Raw genomic sequence first — 17,674 nt, forward strand, 5'->3', positions numbered from 1 at the left:
GTTGTCCCGAGGCTGTTCCAATTGTATAACTCGGTTTATTTTGGCTTCTGTCGTTCCTGCGATAGCGGTGGTGACTGACACACCGCTATCGCAGGCAAGCCAGCTCCCACAGTGATTGGGTTATCACTTCTGGAATGCGGTGCGGCATAAATCGCGGACATAAAAAAACCGGCCTCGCAGCCGGTTTTTTTGTTTCAGCGGTTTAGAACGAAGCGTCCTTCAAACCGTCGAGGTAACGCTCGGCATCCAGCGCGGCCATGCAGCCCGCGCCGGCGGAGGTGATCGCCTGGCGGTAAACGTGGTCGGCCACGTCACCGGCGGCGAAGATGCCTTCGATGTTGGTGGCAGTCGCGTTGCCTTCACGGCCGCCCTGCACGATCAGGTAACCGTCTTTGGCATCCAGCACGCCTTCGAACAGCGAGGTGTTCGGGGTGTGGCCGATGGCGATGAACACACCGTCAACTTTCAGCTCGTCGAAGCTGCCGTCGTTGTTCTTCAGGCGAGCACCGGTCACGCCCATGTTGTCGCCCAGGACTTCATCCAGGGTGGCGTTGAGCTTGAGGATGATCTTGCCTTCGGCAACGCGGGCATGCAGCTTGTCGATCAGGATCTTCTCGGCGCGGAAAGTCTCGCGGCGGTGAACCAGGGTCACGGTGCTGGCGATGTTGGCCAGGTACAGCGCCTCTTCCACCGCGGTGTTGCCACCACCGACCACAGCCACGGGCTTGTTGCGGTAGAAGAAACCGTCGCAGGTCGCGCAGGCCGAAACGCCCTTGCCCATGAACGCTTCTTCCGACGGCAGGCCCAGGTAACGCGCGCTGGCGCCGGTGGCGATGATCAGCGCGTCACAGGTGTACACGCCGCTGTCGCCGGTCAGGCTGTATGGCTTTTTCGAGAAGTCGACTGCGTTGATGTGATCAAACACGATTTCGGTTTCGAAACGCTCGGCGTGTTCTTTCATGCGTTCCATCAGCACCGGGCCGGTCAGGCCGTGGACGTCGCCGGGCCAGTTGTCGACTTCGGTGGTGGTGGTCAACTGACCGCCCGCTTGCATGCCGGTGATCAGCAGCGGCTTGAGGTTGGCCCGGGCAGCGTAGACGGCAGCGCTGTAACCGGCAGGGCCGGAACCGAGAATAATCACTCGCGAATGACGGGTATCAGACATGACTCACTCCTATCGACCGCCCGGACTACAGAACGGCTGGAATAAAAAAGGACCGCGAAGCACTTGGGGAAGGCTTGAACTCGCAGATCCTGAAAATAATGGGTGCAGCGTATAGAGGGTGGCAAGATTAAGGAAATACGGAATAACAATCCAGCTCATAGGTGGTCTCTATCCCGTGCCCTCTATTAATCGACACCTTTGTTACCGTTAATGTCGTGATGCGGGCCGTGCTTTCCCGGTCCTCGCAAAGCCGGTAAGGTCGGCGCGTTCGCCCCCATTGCCCGGAGTTACCCATGCCCGCCCCCGTTCTTTCAGGCCCCCAATACCTGCGCGAAGGCCTCAAACTGGTGCTCAGCCCCGGCCTGCGCCTGTTTGTGCTGCTGCCGCTGGCAATCAACCTGATACTGTTCGTCGGGTTGATCTACTTCGCCGGCCATCAGTTCAGCCTGTGGGTCGATACGCTGATGCCGACACTGCCGAGTTGGCTGAGCTTCCTCAATTATCTGTTGTGGCCTTTGTTCGTGGTGCTGGTGGTGCTGATGGTGTTTTTCACCTTCACCATGCTTGCCAATATCATCGCTGCGCCGTTCAACGGCTTTCTGTCGGAAAAGGTCGAAGTGGTGGTGCGCGGCACCGATGATTTTCCGGCGTTCAGCTGGGGCGAACTGGCGGCCATGGTCCCGCGCACCCTGGCCCGGGAAATGCGCAAACTGGGCTACTTCCTGCCCCGGGCCATCGGCCTGTTTATCCTGTCGTTCATCCCGGTGGTCAACCTGGTGGCCGCGCCATTGTGGCTGCTGTTTGGCGTGTGGATGATGGCGATCCAGTACATCGACTACCCGGCGGACAACCACAAGCTGGGCTGGAACGAAATGCTCGCCTGGCTGCGTCAGAAGCGCTGGCAGAGCATGAGTTTTGGCGGCATCGTTTACCTGGTGCTGCTGGTGCCGGTGGTCAACCTACTGATGATGCCGGCGGCGGTGGCCGGGGCCACGCTGTTCTGGGTGCGTGAACAAGGCGCCGAGGCTCAGGCCCTTAAAAAGGCCTGAGCCGTCATAAATCCATCATCCAAAAGACACAATGACGACATGGCCCACGCCGACACTGTGGGTCATGACGACAGCTTCGCTCCACATCACCCTGATCACCGAAACCTTCCCGCCAGAGATCAACGGGGTGGCCAATACCCTTGGCCGCCTGTGTGAAGGTTTGCGCGCGCGCGGGCATCAAGTCGAACTGGTTCGCCCGCGCCAGGGCAGCGACCAGAGCCGGCCCAGCGACGACGGCCTGATGCTGTGCCGCGGCTGGCCACTGCCGGGCTACCCGGGCCTGCAATGGGGCCAGTCATCGATGCACAAGTTGCTGCGGCGCTGGACTCGCCAGCGCCCGGATGTGCTGTATATCGCCACGGAAGGGCCGCTGGGTCTGTCTGCGTTGCGGGCCGCGCGGCGCCTGGGCATCAGCGTGGTGAGTGGCTTCCATACCAACTTCCAGCAGTACTCCAACCAGTACGGCCTGGGCATGCTCAGCCGGATGCTGACCCACTACCTGCGCTGGTTCCATAACCGCTCGACCTTGACCCTGGTACCCAGCGCCAGCCAGCGTCTTGAGCTGGAGCGCCGCCATTTCGAGCGCCTGGGCATGCTCGCCCGGGGTGTCGACAGCCAGCTGTTTCACCCGGCCAGACGCGACAATGCGTTGCGGGAAAGTTGGGGGTTGAACAGTGAGCAAACCGCGGTGCTGCACGTGGGCCGCCTGGCCCAGGAGAAAAACCTCGGGTTGCTCAAACGCTGCTTCGAGACGTTGCAGGACACTTATCCACTGCGCCAGATGAAACTGATCATCGTCGGCGATGGCCCGCAACGGGCAATGCTGGAAAAGGAACTGCCAGAAGCGATTTTCTGCGGCACCCTGCGCGGTGAAGAGCTGGCCCGGCACTATGCGTCCGGGGATCTGTTCCTGTTCCCCAGCCTCACCGAAACCTTCGGCAACGTAGTGCTGGAAGCCATGGCTTCAGGGTTGGGTGTGGTGGCGTACGACCAGGCGGCCGCGACCCAGCACATTCGCCATGGCTACAGCGGCGTGCTGGCGATGCCGGGGGACGAAGAGGCGTTTTGCGATGCCGCCAATTGGCTGCTGGAAGAGCGCGAGAGCCTGCGGCGGGTGCGGCTCAATGCCCGGCAACACGCCAGCCGTCAGGGTTGGCCGGCGATTGTCGAGCAGTTTGAGCGGCAGTTGCGCGGGGTATGTGGCGAGCAGCCGGTGATTGCAGGGGAATCACGCTTGATCTGACGCAGGTATCCGCGGGCAAGCCCGGCTCCCACATTGGAATGCGATGAACTGTGGGAGCCGGGCTTGCCCGCGATAGCGTCAGACCAGACGCCGCTTACACCAACGTCGTCAACGCCTCACGACTGAACGGCAGGATGTCGCCTTCACGGCCTTCGCGAACCTTCAGCGCCCAATCCGGATCCACCAGCAGCGCACGGCCCACGGCGACCAGATCAAACTCGTCGTTGTTCAGGCGCTCCAGCAGGTTTTCCAGGCTGGCCGGTTGCGCAACCTTGTCGGTGTTGACCATGAACTGCAGGAACTCGCCGTCCAGGCCCACGCTGCCCACGGTGATGGTCGGCTTGCCGGTGAGCTTGCGGGTCCAGCCGGCCAGGTTGAGCTCGGAGCCTTCGAATTCCGGCTCCCAGAAACGGCGTGTGGAGCAATGGAAAATATCCACGCCGGCGTCAGACAGCGGCTTGAGGAATTCACCCAGCGCTTCTGGGGTTTGCACCAGGCGCGCGGTGTAGTCCTGCTGCTTCCACTGGGAGAAACGCAGGATGATCGGGAAGTCCGGCCCCACGGCAGCGCGGATGGCCTGGATCAACTCGATGGCGAAACGCGAACGGTTGGCCAGGCTGCCGCCGTATTCGTCGGTGCGCTGGTTGGTGCCTTCCCAGAAGAACTGGTCTATCAGGTAGCCGTGGGCGCCGTGGATTTCCACGCCGTCCATGCCGATGCCCTGGGCATCCTTGGCGGCTTGGGCGAAGGCGGCGATCACGTCCTTGATGTCTTGCACGGTCATGCCGTGGACGACGACGTTGCCGTCCTTGAGTTTTTCGGTAGGGCCGTAGGCCGGCACGCTGGCATCCGGCTCGGTGCCGATGCGCCGTACGCTGCCCACGTGCCACAGTTGCGGAACGATCTTGCCGCCTTCGGCGTGCACCGCGTCGACCACTTTCTTCCAGCCGGCCAGGGCGGCTTCGCCATAGAAGTGCGGGACGTTCGGGTAACCGTTGGAAGCCGGGTGACCGACCACGGTGCCTTCGGTGATGATCAGGCCTACGCCGGCAGCGGCGCGGCGGCGGTAGTACTCGATCACTTTGGAATTGGGCACGCCGCCCGGGGAGAACGAACGGGTCATCGGCGCCATGACCACGCGGCTCGGCAGTTGCAGTGCACCGAGCTGGAACGGTTTGAACAAAGCTTGGACAGGCATGGGAGCACTCCATAAGAAAAGGAATTTATGATGTGGATAATATGGAGTGTGCAGCGTGCTGGATAGCACTATTGATCGGGGTGATTAAGGGGTAAAAGCGGGAGGGCATGGGGGGGCTGCTTCGCAGCCCAGCGGGAGCAAGCTCCCTCGCCACAGCAAGCTTCTTTGCCACAGCAAGCGCCCTCACCACAGCAAGCTTCCTTGCCACAGAAGCTCACTCGACAGTGCTGAACGTATCAGTTCAAGGCTTTTTCAATCGCCTGCACGATGGCAGGGTCATCAGGTGGTGTACGCGGGGAGAAACGCGCCAGCACCCGGCCGTCTTTGCCCAGCAGGAATTTTTCAAAGTTCCAGGTGATGTCCCCGGGAAACTCGGCGCCCTCGCCCGCCAGCAAGCGATACAGCTGGTGGCGATCGTGGCCATTGACCTCAAGCTTGCTGCCCAAGGGAAAGGTCACGCCGTAATTGAGGCTGCAGAATTCCTGGATTTCCTCTTCGGTACCCGGTTCCTGCCCGGCAAATTGATTGCACGGCAGCCCGAGGACGGTGAAACCCTGGGCTTTGTATTGCTGATAGAGGTTTTCCAGCGCTGCGTACTGTGGGGTCAAACCACATTTGGAGGCGACGTTGACCACCAGCACGACTTGCCCCTTGAAGGGCGCCAGAGGCAGCTCCTGACCATCCAGGGCTTTGAGTTTAAGGTCGTGGAAAGCACTCATGACGAACTCCAGATATCCCATGTTCTTCGTAACGGCCATTCGAGATTACAGCCGCCAAGTCGGCAAGAATAGCCGCCAAATGAAAAAGGCGCCCGAAGGCGCCTTTTTCCAACTGACAGAGCGTCGCTCAGTCAATTAATGGTGGTGACCACCTTCGCCGTGCACGTGGCCGTGGGCCACTTCTTCCTGGGAAGCGTCACGGATAGCGACGATCTTCACCTGGAAGTTCAGGCGCTGGCCAGCCAGCGGGTGGTTGCCGTCGACGGTCACGTCGTCGCCGTCCAGGTCGCGGATGGTGACGATTTGCATCTGGCCGTCCGGAGCGGAAGCGTGGAACTGCATGCCCACTTCCAGCTCGTCGACACCTTCGAACATGCTGCGGCTCAGGGTGCTGACCAGTTCGGCAGCGTATTCGCCGTAGGCATCTTCAGGTTCTACGGCAACGGTCAGTTCGTCACCGACCTCTTTGCCTTCCAGGGCCTTTTCCAGGCCCGGGATGATGTTACCTGCACCTTGCAGGTAGACCAGCGGCGCGCCGCCGGCAGAACTGTCGATGACCTCACCAGCGTCGTTGGTCAGGGTATAGTCAATGGAGACAGCCTTATTGGCGGCGATCGGCATGGGGCGAGACCTTTTGCAGAAGAATGAAGAACGGACAAGTCTAAACAAGGATTTGCCCGAAAGCGAACACAACCCGGACGGACGGGGTCGAACAACTGACCCGACGGTCGTCAGATTTCACCAGGACGAAGACCAGCACTGGGTCGTCGAGCTTTCCTGCGGCCACACCCAGCACCTGCGCCACCAGCCGCCCTGGCAATCCCGCGCCTGGGTCACGGACCCGGCGCAACGCCTTGAAAAAATAGGCGAGCCCTTTGCCTGTGGCTGGTGTGCTCAAGGCCCGGTTAGCGATAACCTTAGGGATTGAAATTCGGTTACAGGCCAGACATAGGCCCGGACCCATGCCATGCACCTTTAGAGAATCCGCATGCAGACTTTTTTTATCGCGCCCACCGATTTTGGTGTGGGTCTGACCTCCATCAGCCTTGGGCTGGTGCGCACCCTTGAACGGGCCGGGCTGAAAGTCGGCTTCTTCAAACCGATTGCCCAGCCGCACCCCGGCGACACCGGCCCCGAGCGCTCCACCGAGCTGGTAGCCCGTACCCACGGCCTCAAACCGCCGCAGCCCCTGGGCCTGGCCCACGTAGAGCGGATGCTCGGCGACGGCCAGCTGGATGAGCTGCTGGAAGAAATCATCACCCTTTACCAGCAAGCCGCCGTGGGCAAGGACGTGTTGATCGTCGAAGGCATGGTGCCGACCCGCAGCGCCAGCTACGCCGCCCGGGTCAACCTGCACCTGGCCAAGAGCCTGGACGCCGAGGTGATCCTGGTCTCGGCCCCGGAAAACGAAGTGCTCACCGAACTCTCCGGCCGCGTGGAACTGCAGGCCCAGCTGTTCGGCGGCCCGAAAGATCCAAAAGTGCTCGGCGTGATCCTCAACAAGGTGCGCACCGACGAAAGCATGGAAGCGTTCTCGGCGCGCCTCAAGGAGCATTCGCCCTTGCTGCGCAGCGGCGATTTCCGCCTGCTGGGCTGCATTCCGTACCAACCGGAACTCAACGCCCCACGCACCCGCGACGTGGCCGACCTGATGGGCGCGCAGATCCTCAACGCCGGTGATTACGAAACCCGGCGCATGACCAAAATCATCATCTGCGCCCGCACCATGCGCAACACCGTGGAACTGCTCAAGCCCGGCGTGCTGGTAGTGACGCCCGGCGACCGCGACGACATCATCCTCGCCGTCAGCCTGGCTGCCATCAACGGCGTGCCGCTGGCCGGCCTGCTGCTGACCAGCGACACCCTGCCCGACCCACGGATCATGGACCTGTGCCGTGGCGCGTTCCAGGCCGGGCTGCCGGTGTTGTCGGTGAGCACCGGCTCCTACGACACTGCCAACCAGCTCAACAGCCTGAACAAGGAAATCCCGATTGATGACCGCGAACGTGCGGAGATCATCACCGATTTCGTCGCCAGCCACCTCGATGCCCGCTGGCTGCACCAACGCTGCGGCACGCCGCGGGAAATGCGCCTGTCGCCGGCGGTGTTCCGTTACCAACTGATCCAGCGCGCCCAGGCCGCCAACAAGCGCATCGTGCTGCCCGAAGGCAGCGAGCCGCTGACCGTGCAGGCCGCCGCCATCTGCCAGGCACGGGGCATTGCCCGTTGCGTGCTGCTGGCCAAGCCGGCAGACGTGGAAGCCGTAGCCCGCGCCCATGGCATCGAACTGCCCGAAGGCCTGGAGATCCTCGACCCCGACCTGATTCGCCAGCGTTACGTCGAGCCCATGGTGGCCCTGCGCAAAACCAAAAGCCTCAACGCGCCGATGGCCGAGCAGCAACTGGAAGACACCGTGGTGATCGCCACCATGATGCTTGCGCTGGATGAAGTCGACGGCCTGGTCTCCGGCGTCATCCACTCCACCGCCAACACCATTCGCCCGGCCTTGCAGTTGATCAAGACCGCGCCGGGCTGCACGTTGGTCTCGTCGGTATTCTTCATGCTGTTCCCGGAGCAAGTGCTGGTGTACGGCGACTGCGTGATGAACCCGCACCCCAGTGCGGCGGAACTGGCGGAAATCGCCCTGCAAAGCGCCGACTCGGCTGCCGCGTTCGGCATCACGCCACGGGTGGCGATGATCAGTTACTCCAGCGGTGATTCCGCCACGGGCGAAGAAGTCGAGAAAGTCCGCGAAGCCACCCTGCTCGCCCATGAAGCCCAAAGTTCGCTGCTGATCGACGGCCCGTTGCAGTACGACGCCGCTGCCAACGAAACCGTGGCCCGGCAACTGGCGCCCAACAGCCTGGTGGCGGGCAAGGCCACGGTGTTTGTGTTCCCCGACCTGAACACCGGCAACACCACCCACAAGGCGGTGCAGCGCAGCGCCGATTGCGTGAGCCTGGGGCCGATGCTCCAAGGCCTGCGCAAACCGGTGAATGACCTGCCCCGCGGGGCGCAGGTGGACGACATTGTGTACACGATCGCATTGACCGCGATTCAAGCCGCCAACCGACCTATGGATGTCTAAATGCTGGATTTTCTACCTGCCGCCGTGCGCGGGGTGATCGCCTCGCTGTTGCTGGCGTTGAACACGATCCTGCTGTGCTCGTTCCTGTTTATCGTGGCGCTGTTCAAGGCGTTGCCGTTTGCCAAGCGCTTCAGCGAATGGCTGATGAACCAGACCCACGAGGCCTGGATCAGCAACAACAAGGCCTGGATGAACCTGGTACGCCGCACCCGCTGGCACCTGAAAGGCCTGGAAGGCCTGGAAGGCCTGGACTATGAACACTCATATCTGGTGACCAGCAACCACCAGAGCTGGGTCGATATCATGGTGCTGCAATACGTGCTCAACCGGCGTATTCGCCCGCTGAAGTTCTTCCTCAAGCAAGAGCTTATCTGGGTCCCGGTGATCGGCCTGGCGTGGTGGACACTGGGCTTCCCGTTCATGAAGCGCTACACCAAGGCGTACCTGGAAAAGCACCCGGAGAAGAAAGGCAAAGACCTGGAAACCACCCGCAAGACCTGCGCGAAGTTTCGCCACAACCCGGTGGGCATTTTCAACTTTGCCGAGGGCACGCGGTTTACCCCGGGTAAACATGCCCAGCAGAAATCGCCGTTTCGCTACCTGCTCAAGCCCAAGGCGGGCGGCATTGCGTTTGTGCTGGATGCCATGGGTGAGCAGCTGAAGTCGCTGGTGAACGTGACCATTCACTATCCTGGCGGGCGCCCCGGTTATTGGGATTTGCTGTGCGGGAATGTGAAGGACGTGGTCGTGCAGTTTGAGGAAGTGCAGATTCCGGCCGGGTTCATCGGCAAGAATTATGAGCAGGATGGGGAGTATCGGTTGGCGTTCCAGGGTTGGATCAACCGGTTGTGGGAAGAGAAGGATGTGCTTCTCGAACAGCTTCACAAAGACTTCCCAGCCCGCCGCTGATCAACATGTGGATGCAAATTTAATGTGGGAGCTGGCTTTCCTGCGATAGCGGTGGGTCAGCTAAAACTGCATGCACTGACAGACCGCTATCGCAGGCAAGCCAGCTCCCACAGTTGACCGAGTTGGCCTTGATGATGTGAAAAAGCCCGCCACCGAGTGATCGGTGGCGGGCTTTTTTGTGCGCGTAAAGCTTAGATCGCGCCGCGCTGACGCAGCAGCTCCAGCACTTGCTTGACGCTGTCTTCCAGCGACAGTGCCTGGGTGTCGATCACCAGGTCGGCATTCAACGGCACGTCATACGGGAAGGACTCACCCGGGATGTTATCCCCGCCCGCCGCGTACAAGCCTTGCGGGTCACGCTCGGCACACACCAGCGGCGAAGCCTGCACATAAACGGTCAGCAAACGATCACCGCCGATCAGCGCCTTGGCCTGCTCACGCCCTTCTGCATCCGGTGCAACGAACGCAGCCAGGGTCAACAAGCCCGCTTCGTTGAACTGACGCGCCACATGCGCGGCACGACGCCAGTTCTCGGTACGTCCGGCACGGTCCTGGGGCAAGCCCTTGTTCAGGTCGTGGCGCAGGTTCTGGCCATCCAGCACAAACACCGCACGGCCCATGTCGAACAGCTTGCGCTCGACCGCGTAGGCCAGGGTGCTTTTGCCGGCGCCCGACAAACCGCTGAACAACACGGTCGCCGGTTGCTGGCCGAAGCGCTGGGCGCGTTCTTCGGTGGCCACGTGCGCCAGCTTGCCATGCTGCGCCGCGCTGCCATGGGTCACCGGCGGTGCGATGATCATGCCGGCGGCCACGGTGCCGTTGGTCAAACGGTCGATGACGATGAACGAGCCGGTGGTGCGGTTGCTCGCGTAACCGTCCAGGGCGATCACTGTGTCGAGGCTGACCTTGACCCGGCCGATCTCGTTCAACTGCAAGGCGCTCGCCGGGCCTTCTTCCAGGGTGTTCACATCCACGCGATGCACGATGCTGGTGATGGAACCCGGCACGTAGCTGGTGGCGCGCTTGATGTCGTATTTCTTGCCCGGCAGCATCGGCTCTTCAGCCATCCACACCAGCATGGCGTCGAAGGCGTCGGTCACTTGCGGCACGTTGTCGGCGTGTACCAGCAGGTCGCCACGGGAGATGTCGATCTCGTCTTCCATGGTCAGGGTCACGGCCTGGCCGGGGCCTGCGTTTTCCAGTTCACCTTCAAAGGTGACGATGGATTTGACGCGGCTGCTCTTGCCCGACGGCAGCACCACCACTTCGTCGCCCTTGTGCACGATGCCGCTGGCCAGGGTGCCGGCAAAACCACGGAAGTTCAGGTTCGGACGGTTGACGTACTGCACCGGGAAACGCAGGTCGGTGTAGTTGCGGTCGTTGGCGATCTCGACGGTCTCGAGGATTTCCATCAGCGACTGGCCGGTGTACCAGGGCGAACGCTCGCTCTTGTTCACCACGTTGTCGCCCTTGAGCGCCGACATCGGCACGAAGGCCAGGGTGCTCGGCTTGAACGCGATACCGTCGGCGAACTTCAGGTAATCGGCCTTGATCGACTCGAATACGCTTTGGTCAAAACCGTTGATGTCCATCTTGTTGACGGCCACCACGATGTGCTTGATGCCCAGCAACGAGGCGATAAAGCTGTGGCGGCGGGTCTGGGTCTGCACGCCGTAGCGGGCGTCGATCAGGATGATCGCCAGGTCACAGGTGGACGCACCGGTGGCCATGTTGCGGGTGTACTGCTCATGGCCGGGGGTGTCGGCGATGATGAATTTGCGCTTGGCGGTGGAGAAGTAGCGGTAGGCAACATCGATGGTGATGCCCTGCTCACGCTCGGCCTGCAGGCCGTCGACCAGCAACGCCAGGTCGATGTCATCGCCAGTGGTACCGGACTTTTTCGAATCGCGGGTGATGGCTTCCAGATGGTCTTCATAGATCATCTTGGAGTCGTGCAGCAGGCGCCCGATCAGGGTGCTCTTGCCGTCGTCGACGTTGCCACAGGTCAGGAAGCGCAACATTTCCTTGCGCTCGTGCTGGCCCAGGTAGGCGAGGATGTCCTCGCTGATCAAATCAGATTGATGCGACATGACAGCCCCTTAGAAATAGCCTTGACGTTTTTTATCTTCCATCGAGCCTGCACCATCGTGGTCGATGACACGGCCCTGGCGCTCGGAAGTTCGCGTCAGGAGCATTTCCTGAATGATGTCCGTCAGCGTCTCGGCTTCGGACTCCACCGCGCCCGTCAACGGGTAGCAGCCAAGGGTACGGAAACGTACTTTCTTTTTGACGATTCGGGCTTTGTCTTCGTCGGACAGATGCTCGAGGATCCGGTCGTCGTCGATCATGATCAACGTGCCGTTCTTCTCGATCACTTCGCGTTCGGCGGCGAAGTACAGCGGAACGATCGGGATACCTTCCAGGTAGATGTACTGCCAGATGTCCAGCTCGGTCCAGTTGGACAGCGGGAACACACGGATCGACTCGCCCTTGTTGACGTTGCCGTTGTAGACGTTCCACAACTCCGGGCGCTGGTTTTTCGGGTCCCAGCGGTGCTTGCTGTCGCGGAACGAGTACACGCGCTCTTTGGCACGGGATTTCTCTTCATCGCGACGGGCACCGCCGAATGCTGCGTCGAAACCATGCTTGTCCAGGGCCTGCTTGAGGCCCTCGGTCTTCATGATGTCGGTGTGCTTGGCGCTGCCGTGGGTGAACGGGTTGATGTTCTGCGCCACGCCATCCGGATTGATATGGGTGATCAAGTCCAGACCAAGCTCTTCGACCATCTTGTCGCGGAACTTGTACATCTCCTGGAATTTCCAGCGGGTGTCGACGTGCATCACCGGAAACGGCAGCTTGCCCGGGAAAAATGCCTTGCGTGCCAGATGCAGCATCACGGCGGAGTCTTTACCGATCGAGTAGAGCATCACCGGGTTATCGAACTCGGCGGCGACCTCGCGGATGATGTGGATGCTTTCCGCCTCCAGCTGTTTCAGATGCGTCAGTTTGTCGACCATGGTTACTCACGGAAAAACGATCTTATGGACGGCCAGCGGGCCGTGTTCGAGCGGGGCATGCTAGCACAGCGCCTGATTCTATTGAGGGAGCCGGCTAGATCGAAACGGTATATGAATATACCTCGGGGTTTGGGGCACAGAGCGCGGTCAATGTGGGAGCTGGCTTGCCTGCGATGGCATCGCCGCGGTGTAACTGACCCACCGCGGTGCCTGCATCGCAGGCAAGCCAGCTCCCACAAGGATTGGGGATTACCCATTGTTGGTGGTGTTCTTCAGATCGGGTTGGGGCAATCGATGAACAGGTGTTCCAGGGCAAAACGCCGTGCCAGGTAATCACCCAACGCCTGCACACCATACCGCTCAGTGGCGTGATGCCCGGCTGCGATAAAGCTGATGTCGTTTTCCCGGGCACTGTGGAACGTCTGCTCCGACGCCTCGCCACTCAAGTACAAGTCCACACCGGCGAGTACCGCCTGGTCGATATAACCCTGGCCACCCCCGGTGCACCAGCCGACGCGGCGGATCATCTCGCTGCCCTCGATCAGCAGCGGCTCGCGGCCCATGGCTTCCTGCACGCGGCGGGCGAAGTCGCGGGGCGACACCGGCTCGGCCAGGGAACCCACCAGGCCCACGACCTTGAGGTTGTCCGGGTCCAGCGGGCCTTCGACGGTGATGTCCAGTTGCCGGGCCAATTGCACGTTGTTGCCGACTTCCGGATGCAGATCCAGGGGCAAGTGATAGGCCAGCAGGCTGATGTCGTGCTTGAGCAGGGTTTTCAGGCGGCGCTGCTTCATGCCGGTGATGCACGGGCTTTCGCCTTTCCAGAAATAGCCGTGGTGCACCAGCACCAGGTCGGCCTGGGCTTCCACCGCCGCGTCCAGCAGTGCCTGGCTGGCGGTCACGCCGCTGACGATGCGCAGCACCTGCGGCCGACCCTCGACCTGCAGGCCATTGGGGCAGTAATCGGCGATTTTTGCACTATTAAGGTAGCGGTCCGCTTCCTCGACTAAGGTGCTCAGGGCTACGGCCATAAAAGACTCCTAAATATCCCGTTCAGAGGCGCTCACGGCCTCGTATAATGCGCGACATTATGGGCGCTCTCCCGTCCCCTGCAACCTGTCAGGATTTTTCTTAATGCTCAAGGCACTGCGTTTTTTTGGATGGCCATTGTTGGCTGGCGTGCTGATCGCGATGCTGATTATTCAGCGTTATCCACAACTGGTCGGCCTGCCGACTTTCGATGTCAACCTGCAACAGGCACCGCAAACCAGCGCGGTGGTACAAGGCCCGGTGACTTACGCCGACGCGGTGGTGATCGCCGCCCCCGCCGTGGTCAACCTGTACACCACCAAAGTCATCAACAAACCGGCGCACCCGCTGTTTGAAGACCCACAGTTCCGCCGCTATTTCGGCGACAACGGGCCCAAGCAGCGGCGCATGGAATCCAGCCTCGGCTCCGGCGTGATCATGAGCCCGGAAGGCTACATCCTGACCAACAACCACGTGACCACCGGCGCCGACCAGATTGTCGTGGCCCTGCGTGATGGCCGGGAAACCCTGGCCCGTGTGGTCGGCAGCGACCCGGAAACCGACCTCGCAGTACTGAAAATCGATTTGAAAGGCCTGCCTTCGATCACCATCGGCCGCTCCGAAGGGCTGCGCGTGGGTGACGTGGCGCTGGCCATCGGCAACCCGTTCGGCGTCGGCCAGACGGTGACCATGGGCATCATCAGCGCCACCGGGCGCAACCAGTTGGGCCTCAACAGCTACGAAGACTTCATCCAGACCGACGCCGCGATCAACCCCGGCAACTCCGGCGGTGCACTGGTGGATGCCAACGGCAACCTGACCGGCATCAACACGGCGATTTTCTCCAAGTCCGGCGGCTCCCAGGGCATCGGCTTCGCCATCCCGGTGAAGCTGGCCACTGAAGTGATGAAGTCGATCATCGAGCATGGCCAGGTCATTCGCGGCTGGCTGGGGATTGAAGTACAGCCACTGACCAAGGAACTGGCCGAGTCGTTTGGCCTGACCGGGCGCCCTGGCATCGTAGTCGCCGGGATCTTCCGCGATGGCCCGGCGCAGAAAGCCGGCCTGCAACTGGGCGACGTGATCCTCAGCATCGACGGCGAACCGGCCGGCGACGGGCGCAAGTCGATGAACCAGGTGGCGCGGATCAAGCCGACCGACAAGGTGGCGATCCAGGTGATGCGCAATGGCAAGGAGATCAAGCTGCAGGCAGAAGTGGGCCTGCGCCCGCCGCCTGCGCCGGTGAAAGAAGAGGAATAACGGCGCCGGGAGCCCGTCCGCGGGCTCCTGTTACCTAATATTTCAGAAGGAAATTATTCTCATTAGAGATGTTATATTGTTTCAATATTGCTATTGGAACGCTCTATCATGCCGTCTCGAAGATTTGCCCCACTGGCCGCAATTGCCTTGGGTTTACTGGTAGAACCGGCCTGCGCCGAAGACAACACCCCGCTTGAACTGGACGCCACCCGCATCACCAGCGAGGCCTACGAATCGGCCACCGGCCCGGTCAAGGGCTATCGCGCCACCCGCTCCGCCAGCGCCACCAAGACCGACACCGCCCTGCGCGATATCCCACAGTCCATCAGCGTGATTCCCGCCTCGGTGCTCCAGGACCTGGGCAGCACCAACGTCGAGCGCGCCCTGGAGTTCGCCGGCGGCGTCTCCAAACAGAACAACTTCGGGGGCCTGACGCTTTACGAATACAGCGTTCGCGGCTTCACCACCTCAGAGTTCTACGTGGACGGTTTCAGCGCCAACCGCGGCTACCCGAGCACACCGGACGCGGCCAATATCGAACGCATCGAAGTGCTCAAGGGCCCTGCTGCCAGCTTGTATGGCCGTGGCGACCCAGGCGGCACGGTGAATATCGTCAGCAAAAAGCCGCAGCCCGAACCCTTCACCACCGTGCAGACCAGCGCCGGCAGCTGGGACCGCTACCGCACCGCGCTGGACGTGAACACACCACTGGACAGCGAGGGCAACGTGCTGTCGCGGGTCAACCTGGCGGTGGAAGACAACCACAGCTTTCGTGACCACGTCGAGGCCAAGCGGGTGTTCGTCGCGCCCTCCATCAGTTGGCAACTGGACCCGGACACAAGCCTGTTGGTGGAAAGCGAATTCGTGCGCCACCGCTCCACCTTCGACCGTGGCATCGTCGCGCCCAACAACCGCTGGAGCGGCGTTTCCCGCTCGACCTTCCTCGGCGAGCCCAACGACGGCGATATCCGCAACCACAACAACCGCCTGCAAGCCACCCTCGAACATCACCTCAACGATGCCTGGCAGCTGCGCCTGGCCAGCCACTACAAACAAGGCAGCCTGTGGGGCGACGCTTCGGAAAACCGCCCGCTGGATGCCGATGGCCACACCCTCAACCGCCGCTACCGCGAACGCTCCACCGGTTGGCACGACAGCATCACCCAACTCGAACTGCGCGGGCGGTTCGACATCGGCAACTGGCAGCACGAACTGCTGGTCGGCACCGAATACGAGGACTACCGCAAGAAAGAACGGGTGACCGCCATCGCCGGCGGCCCCTATACCATCGACATCTACAACCCGGTCTACGGCCAGCCCAAACCCAACGGCGCACGCTCCGGCACCGACTTTTTCGAACAGGTGAAAAGCCAGGCGCTGAACCTGCAGGACCAGATCATCTTCACCGACCGCCTGCGCGGAATGATCGGCGCGCGTTTCGAACACTTCGAGCAGCGCACCAACGACTTCGCCCGCAACCATGCGAAAAGCCAACAAACCCACGACGCCCTGACCCAACGCGCCGGCCTGCTCTATCAACTGACGCCCGAAGTAGGCCTGTTCGCCAACGCGTCCACCTCGTTCAAGCCCAACAATGGCCTGGACGCCGGCGGCAAATCCTTCAAGCCGGAGGAAGGCGTGGGTTATGAAATCGGGATCAAGAGCGAGCTGTTCGACGACCGCCTGAGCACCACCCTCGCCGCCTTCCATATCGAGAAGGAAAATGTCCTGGCCCTGGACCCGGCCACCGACACCAACCGCGCCATGGGCAAGGCTCGCAGCCAGGGTGTTGACCTGCAACTGACCGGGCAAGTGACTGACGCCGTACGGGTGATCGGCGCCTTTGCCTACATCGACGCCGAAGTGACCAAGGGCGACAAAACCATCCCTACCGGCAGCCGGATTCTCGGCGTGGCCAAACGCAGCGGCAGCTTGCTTGGGGTGTATGAATTCCAGGATGGCCTGCTGCGCGGTTCCGACCTTGGCGCGGCCTTTACCTACGTGGGCGATCGCTCGGGTGAAGCCGGGGGCCGCTTCGAACTGCCGGCTTACCACACCGTCGATTTGCTCGCGCACTACAAAGCCAGCGACAACGTCACCGTGGGCCTGAACCTCAACAACCTGTTCGATGAAAAGTACTACGAGCGCTCCTACAGCAATTACTGGGTCAACCCTGGTGAGCCGCGCAATTTCACCGTCAGCCTGACCCTCAACCTGTAAAAGGACGTCACCATGCAAGCCTTCAAATCCCTGGCCGTACTCGGCCTGCTGTTTGCCACCCAAGTCTCGGCCCACGGCCTGTGGACCGAACAACGGCGCGGCAATATCGAAGTGATCTACGGCCACGGTGCCGAAGATAACGCGTTCAAGGCGCAGAAAATCAGTGGTGCCTGGGCCTATGACGCCAGCGGCAAAATGATCCCGGTAACGGTGGAACGCCTGCCCGACCATGCGCGCCTGAAGCCGCTCAAGTCGCCGGCGGTGTTGGCCGTGGCGCTGGATAACGGGATGTGGTCGCAGACCGCTGACAAGAAGTGGATCAACCAAGGCCGCAGCAAAGTGCCAGGGGCGATCGAGTCGACCCAGACCTTCAAGTACAGCCTGGCGATTTACCAGCCGGGGGCGAAGTTGCCGAAGCTGGATCAGATCAAGCTGCTGATCTTGCCGGAGGTTGATCCACTGACCGTAGGCCCGGGCAAGTCACTGCCGGTGCGGGTGCTGCTGGATGGCAAGCCGGCGGCGGGGATCAAGCTGATTGGGGATTATCGCAATGCACCTGGCACGCTGAGCACCGAGACCGATAAAGACGGCCGCGCACAGGTGCTGGTGAGGAATGAAGGGTTGAATGTGATTGCGGCGCAGGTGGAAATCCCGCTCAAGGACAATGCTGATGTAGCGACTCGCGGGCTGTTCAGTTCCCTGACCTTCCTGGGCGAGCCGCATCACGAGTAAACACCGCAAACAATGTAGGAGCCGGGCTTGCCCGCGATGGCGATT

At 61.4% G+C, this 17,674-nt stretch carries 15 protein-coding genes; 8 read left to right on the forward strand and 7 right to left on the reverse strand.

Features of this window, described 5'->3' with window-relative positions:
• Positions 1–202: 202 nt before the first annotated feature.
• The gene (trxB, locus tag M2400_RS20395; RefSeq protein ID WP_177048130.1) at positions 203–1,165 is read right to left on the reverse strand and encodes a thioredoxin-disulfide reductase; all 963 of its coding nucleotides are present in this window, start codon (positions 1,163–1,165) and stop codon (positions 203–205) included.
• 293 nt (positions 1,166–1,458) lie between these two features.
• On the opposite strand from trxB, the gene cysZ reads away from it, so the two are divergent.
• A complete protein-coding gene (cysZ, locus tag M2400_RS20400) occupies positions 1,459–2,214 on the forward strand; it encodes a sulfate transporter CysZ (protein ID WP_177048132.1) in 756 nt (251 codons plus the stop codon).
• Between the two features lie 64 nt (positions 2,215–2,278).
• Positions 2,279–3,457: a glycosyltransferase family 1 protein gene (locus M2400_RS20405; RefSeq protein WP_177120321.1), complete on the forward strand. Its 1,179-nt coding sequence runs from the start codon at positions 2,279–2,281 to the stop codon at positions 3,455–3,457.
• Between the two features lie 94 nt (positions 3,458–3,551).
• Here M2400_RS20405 and M2400_RS20410 read toward each other — a convergent pair whose 3' ends face one another.
• The 3 genes from M2400_RS20410 to M2400_RS20420 form a co-directional block, all read right to left on the reverse strand.
• Entirely contained in the window at positions 3,552–4,655 is a 1,104-nt protein-coding gene (locus M2400_RS20410) for an NADH:flavin oxidoreductase (RefSeq protein ID WP_259197507.1), read from the reverse strand.
• Positions 4,656–4,891: 236 nt separating this feature from the next.
• Positions 4,892–5,374 carry a glutathione peroxidase gene (locus tag M2400_RS20415; protein WP_177048139.1) on the reverse strand — a complete coding sequence of 161 codons (483 nt, stop codon included), beginning with the start codon at positions 5,372–5,374 and terminating at the stop codon, positions 4,892–4,894.
• Between the two features lie 135 nt (positions 5,375–5,509).
• Complete coding sequence (locus tag M2400_RS20420) at positions 5,510–5,995, reverse strand: peptidylprolyl isomerase (RefSeq protein ID WP_003208457.1); 486 nt, start codon at positions 5,993–5,995, stop codon at positions 5,510–5,512.
• On the opposite strand from M2400_RS20420, the gene M2400_RS20425 reads away from it, so the two are divergent.
• From M2400_RS20425 to M2400_RS20435, 3 genes are read left to right on the forward strand one after another with little or no spacing between them, the layout of a single operon-like run.
• Positions 5,964–6,302 carry a DUF3565 domain-containing protein gene (locus M2400_RS20425; RefSeq protein ID WP_177077163.1) on the forward strand — a complete coding sequence of 113 codons (339 nt, stop codon included), beginning with the start codon at positions 5,964–5,966 and terminating at the stop codon, positions 6,300–6,302. The genes M2400_RS20420 and M2400_RS20425 overlap by 32 nt on opposite strands.
• A 60-nt stretch (positions 6,303–6,362) precedes the next feature.
• Positions 6,363–8,462 (forward strand): phosphate acetyltransferase, encoded by a 2,100-nt coding sequence (gene pta / locus M2400_RS20430; protein ID WP_017476010.1) that lies wholly within the window; start codon positions 6,363–6,365, stop codon positions 8,460–8,462.
• Positions 8,463–9,371: an acyltransferase gene (locus M2400_RS20435; protein WP_259197508.1), complete on the forward strand. Its 909-nt coding sequence runs from the start codon at positions 8,463–8,465 to the stop codon at positions 9,369–9,371.
• Positions 9,372–9,562: 191 nt separating this feature from the next.
• Here M2400_RS20435 and cysN read toward each other — a convergent pair whose 3' ends face one another.
• The 3 genes from cysN to M2400_RS20450 form a co-directional block, all read right to left on the reverse strand.
• Positions 9,563–11,461: a sulfate adenylyltransferase subunit CysN gene (cysN, locus tag M2400_RS20440; protein ID WP_008432291.1), complete on the reverse strand. Its 1,899-nt coding sequence runs from the start codon at positions 11,459–11,461 to the stop codon at positions 9,563–9,565.
• A 9-nt stretch (positions 11,462–11,470) separates the two neighbouring features.
• Positions 11,471–12,388, reverse strand: coding sequence for a sulfate adenylyltransferase subunit CysD (gene cysD / locus M2400_RS20445; protein WP_016971196.1), 918 nt, complete (start codon positions 12,386–12,388; stop codon positions 11,471–11,473).
• Between the two features lie 272 nt (positions 12,389–12,660).
• Entirely contained in the window at positions 12,661–13,419 is a 759-nt protein-coding gene (locus M2400_RS20450) for a Nif3-like dinuclear metal center hexameric protein (RefSeq protein WP_010177002.1), read from the reverse strand.
• 103 nt (positions 13,420–13,522) lie between these two features.
• On the opposite strand from M2400_RS20450, the gene algW reads away from it, so the two are divergent.
• From algW to M2400_RS20465, 3 genes are all read left to right on the forward strand, one after another.
• Complete coding sequence (gene algW, locus M2400_RS20455; RefSeq protein WP_010177003.1) at positions 13,523–14,677, forward strand: Do family serine endopeptidase AlgW; 1,155 nt, start codon at positions 13,523–13,525, stop codon at positions 14,675–14,677.
• Positions 14,678–14,785: 108 nt separating this feature from the next.
• Positions 14,786–16,897, forward strand: coding sequence for a TonB-dependent siderophore receptor (locus M2400_RS20460; RefSeq protein ID WP_259197509.1), 2,112 nt, complete (start codon positions 14,786–14,788; stop codon positions 16,895–16,897).
• Positions 16,898–16,909: 12 nt separating this feature from the next.
• Positions 16,910–17,629 (forward strand): DUF4198 domain-containing protein, encoded by a 720-nt coding sequence (locus M2400_RS20465; RefSeq protein WP_177048147.1) that lies wholly within the window; start codon positions 16,910–16,912, stop codon positions 17,627–17,629.
• Positions 17,630–17,674: the final 45 nt, after the last annotated feature.

Source organism: Pseudomonas sp. BIGb0558, from assembly GCF_024807515.1.
GTDB classification, from domain to species: Bacteria; Pseudomonadota; Gammaproteobacteria; order Pseudomonadales; family Pseudomonadaceae; genus Aquipseudomonas; species Aquipseudomonas yamanorum_A.

Bases quoted from the DNA above. Each gene is read 5' to 3' on its own strand.
- M2400_RS20450 (WP_010177002.1), bottom strand. From the start codon at position 13,419: ATGGCCGTAGCCCTGAGCACCTTAGTCGAGGAAGCGGACCGCTACCTT.
- M2400_RS20465 (WP_177048147.1), top strand. From the start codon at position 16,910: ATGCAAGCCTTCAAATCCCTGGCCGTACTCGGCCTGCTGTTTGCCACC.
- pta (WP_017476010.1), top strand. From the start codon at position 6,363: ATGCAGACTTTTTTTATCGCGCCCACCGATTTTGGTGTGGGTCTGACC.
- algW (WP_010177003.1), top strand. From the start codon at position 13,523: ATGCTCAAGGCACTGCGTTTTTTTGGATGGCCATTGTTGGCTGGCGTG.
- cysZ (WP_177048132.1), top strand. From the start codon at position 1,459: ATGCCCGCCCCCGTTCTTTCAGGCCCCCAATACCTGCGCGAAGGCCTC.
- cysD (WP_016971196.1), bottom strand. From the start codon at position 12,388: ATGGTCGACAAACTGACGCATCTGAAACAGCTGGAGGCGGAAAGCATC.
- M2400_RS20425 (WP_177077163.1), top strand. From the start codon at position 5,964: ATGGAGACAGCCTTATTGGCGGCGATCGGCATGGGGCGAGACCTTTTG.
- M2400_RS20415 (WP_177048139.1), bottom strand. From the start codon at position 5,374: ATGAGTGCTTTCCACGACCTTAAACTCAAAGCCCTGGATGGTCAGGAG.
- M2400_RS20405 (WP_177120321.1), top strand. From the start codon at position 2,279: ATGACGACAGCTTCGCTCCACATCACCCTGATCACCGAAACCTTCCCG.
- trxB (WP_177048130.1), bottom strand. From the start codon at position 1,165: ATGTCTGATACCCGTCATTCGCGAGTGATTATTCTCGGTTCCGGCCCT.
- M2400_RS20410 (WP_259197507.1), bottom strand. From the start codon at position 4,655: ATGCCTGTCCAAGCTTTGTTCAAACCGTTCCAGCTCGGTGCACTGCAA.
- M2400_RS20420 (WP_003208457.1), bottom strand. From the start codon at position 5,995: ATGCCGATCGCCGCCAATAAGGCTGTCTCCATTGACTATACCCTGACC.
- cysN (WP_008432291.1), bottom strand. From the start codon at position 11,461: ATGTCGCATCAATCTGATTTGATCAGCGAGGACATCCTCGCCTACCTG.
- M2400_RS20460 (WP_259197509.1), top strand. From the start codon at position 14,786: ATGCCGTCTCGAAGATTTGCCCCACTGGCCGCAATTGCCTTGGGTTTA.
- M2400_RS20435 (WP_259197508.1), top strand. From the start codon at position 8,463: ATGCTGGATTTTCTACCTGCCGCCGTGCGCGGGGTGATCGCCTCGCTG.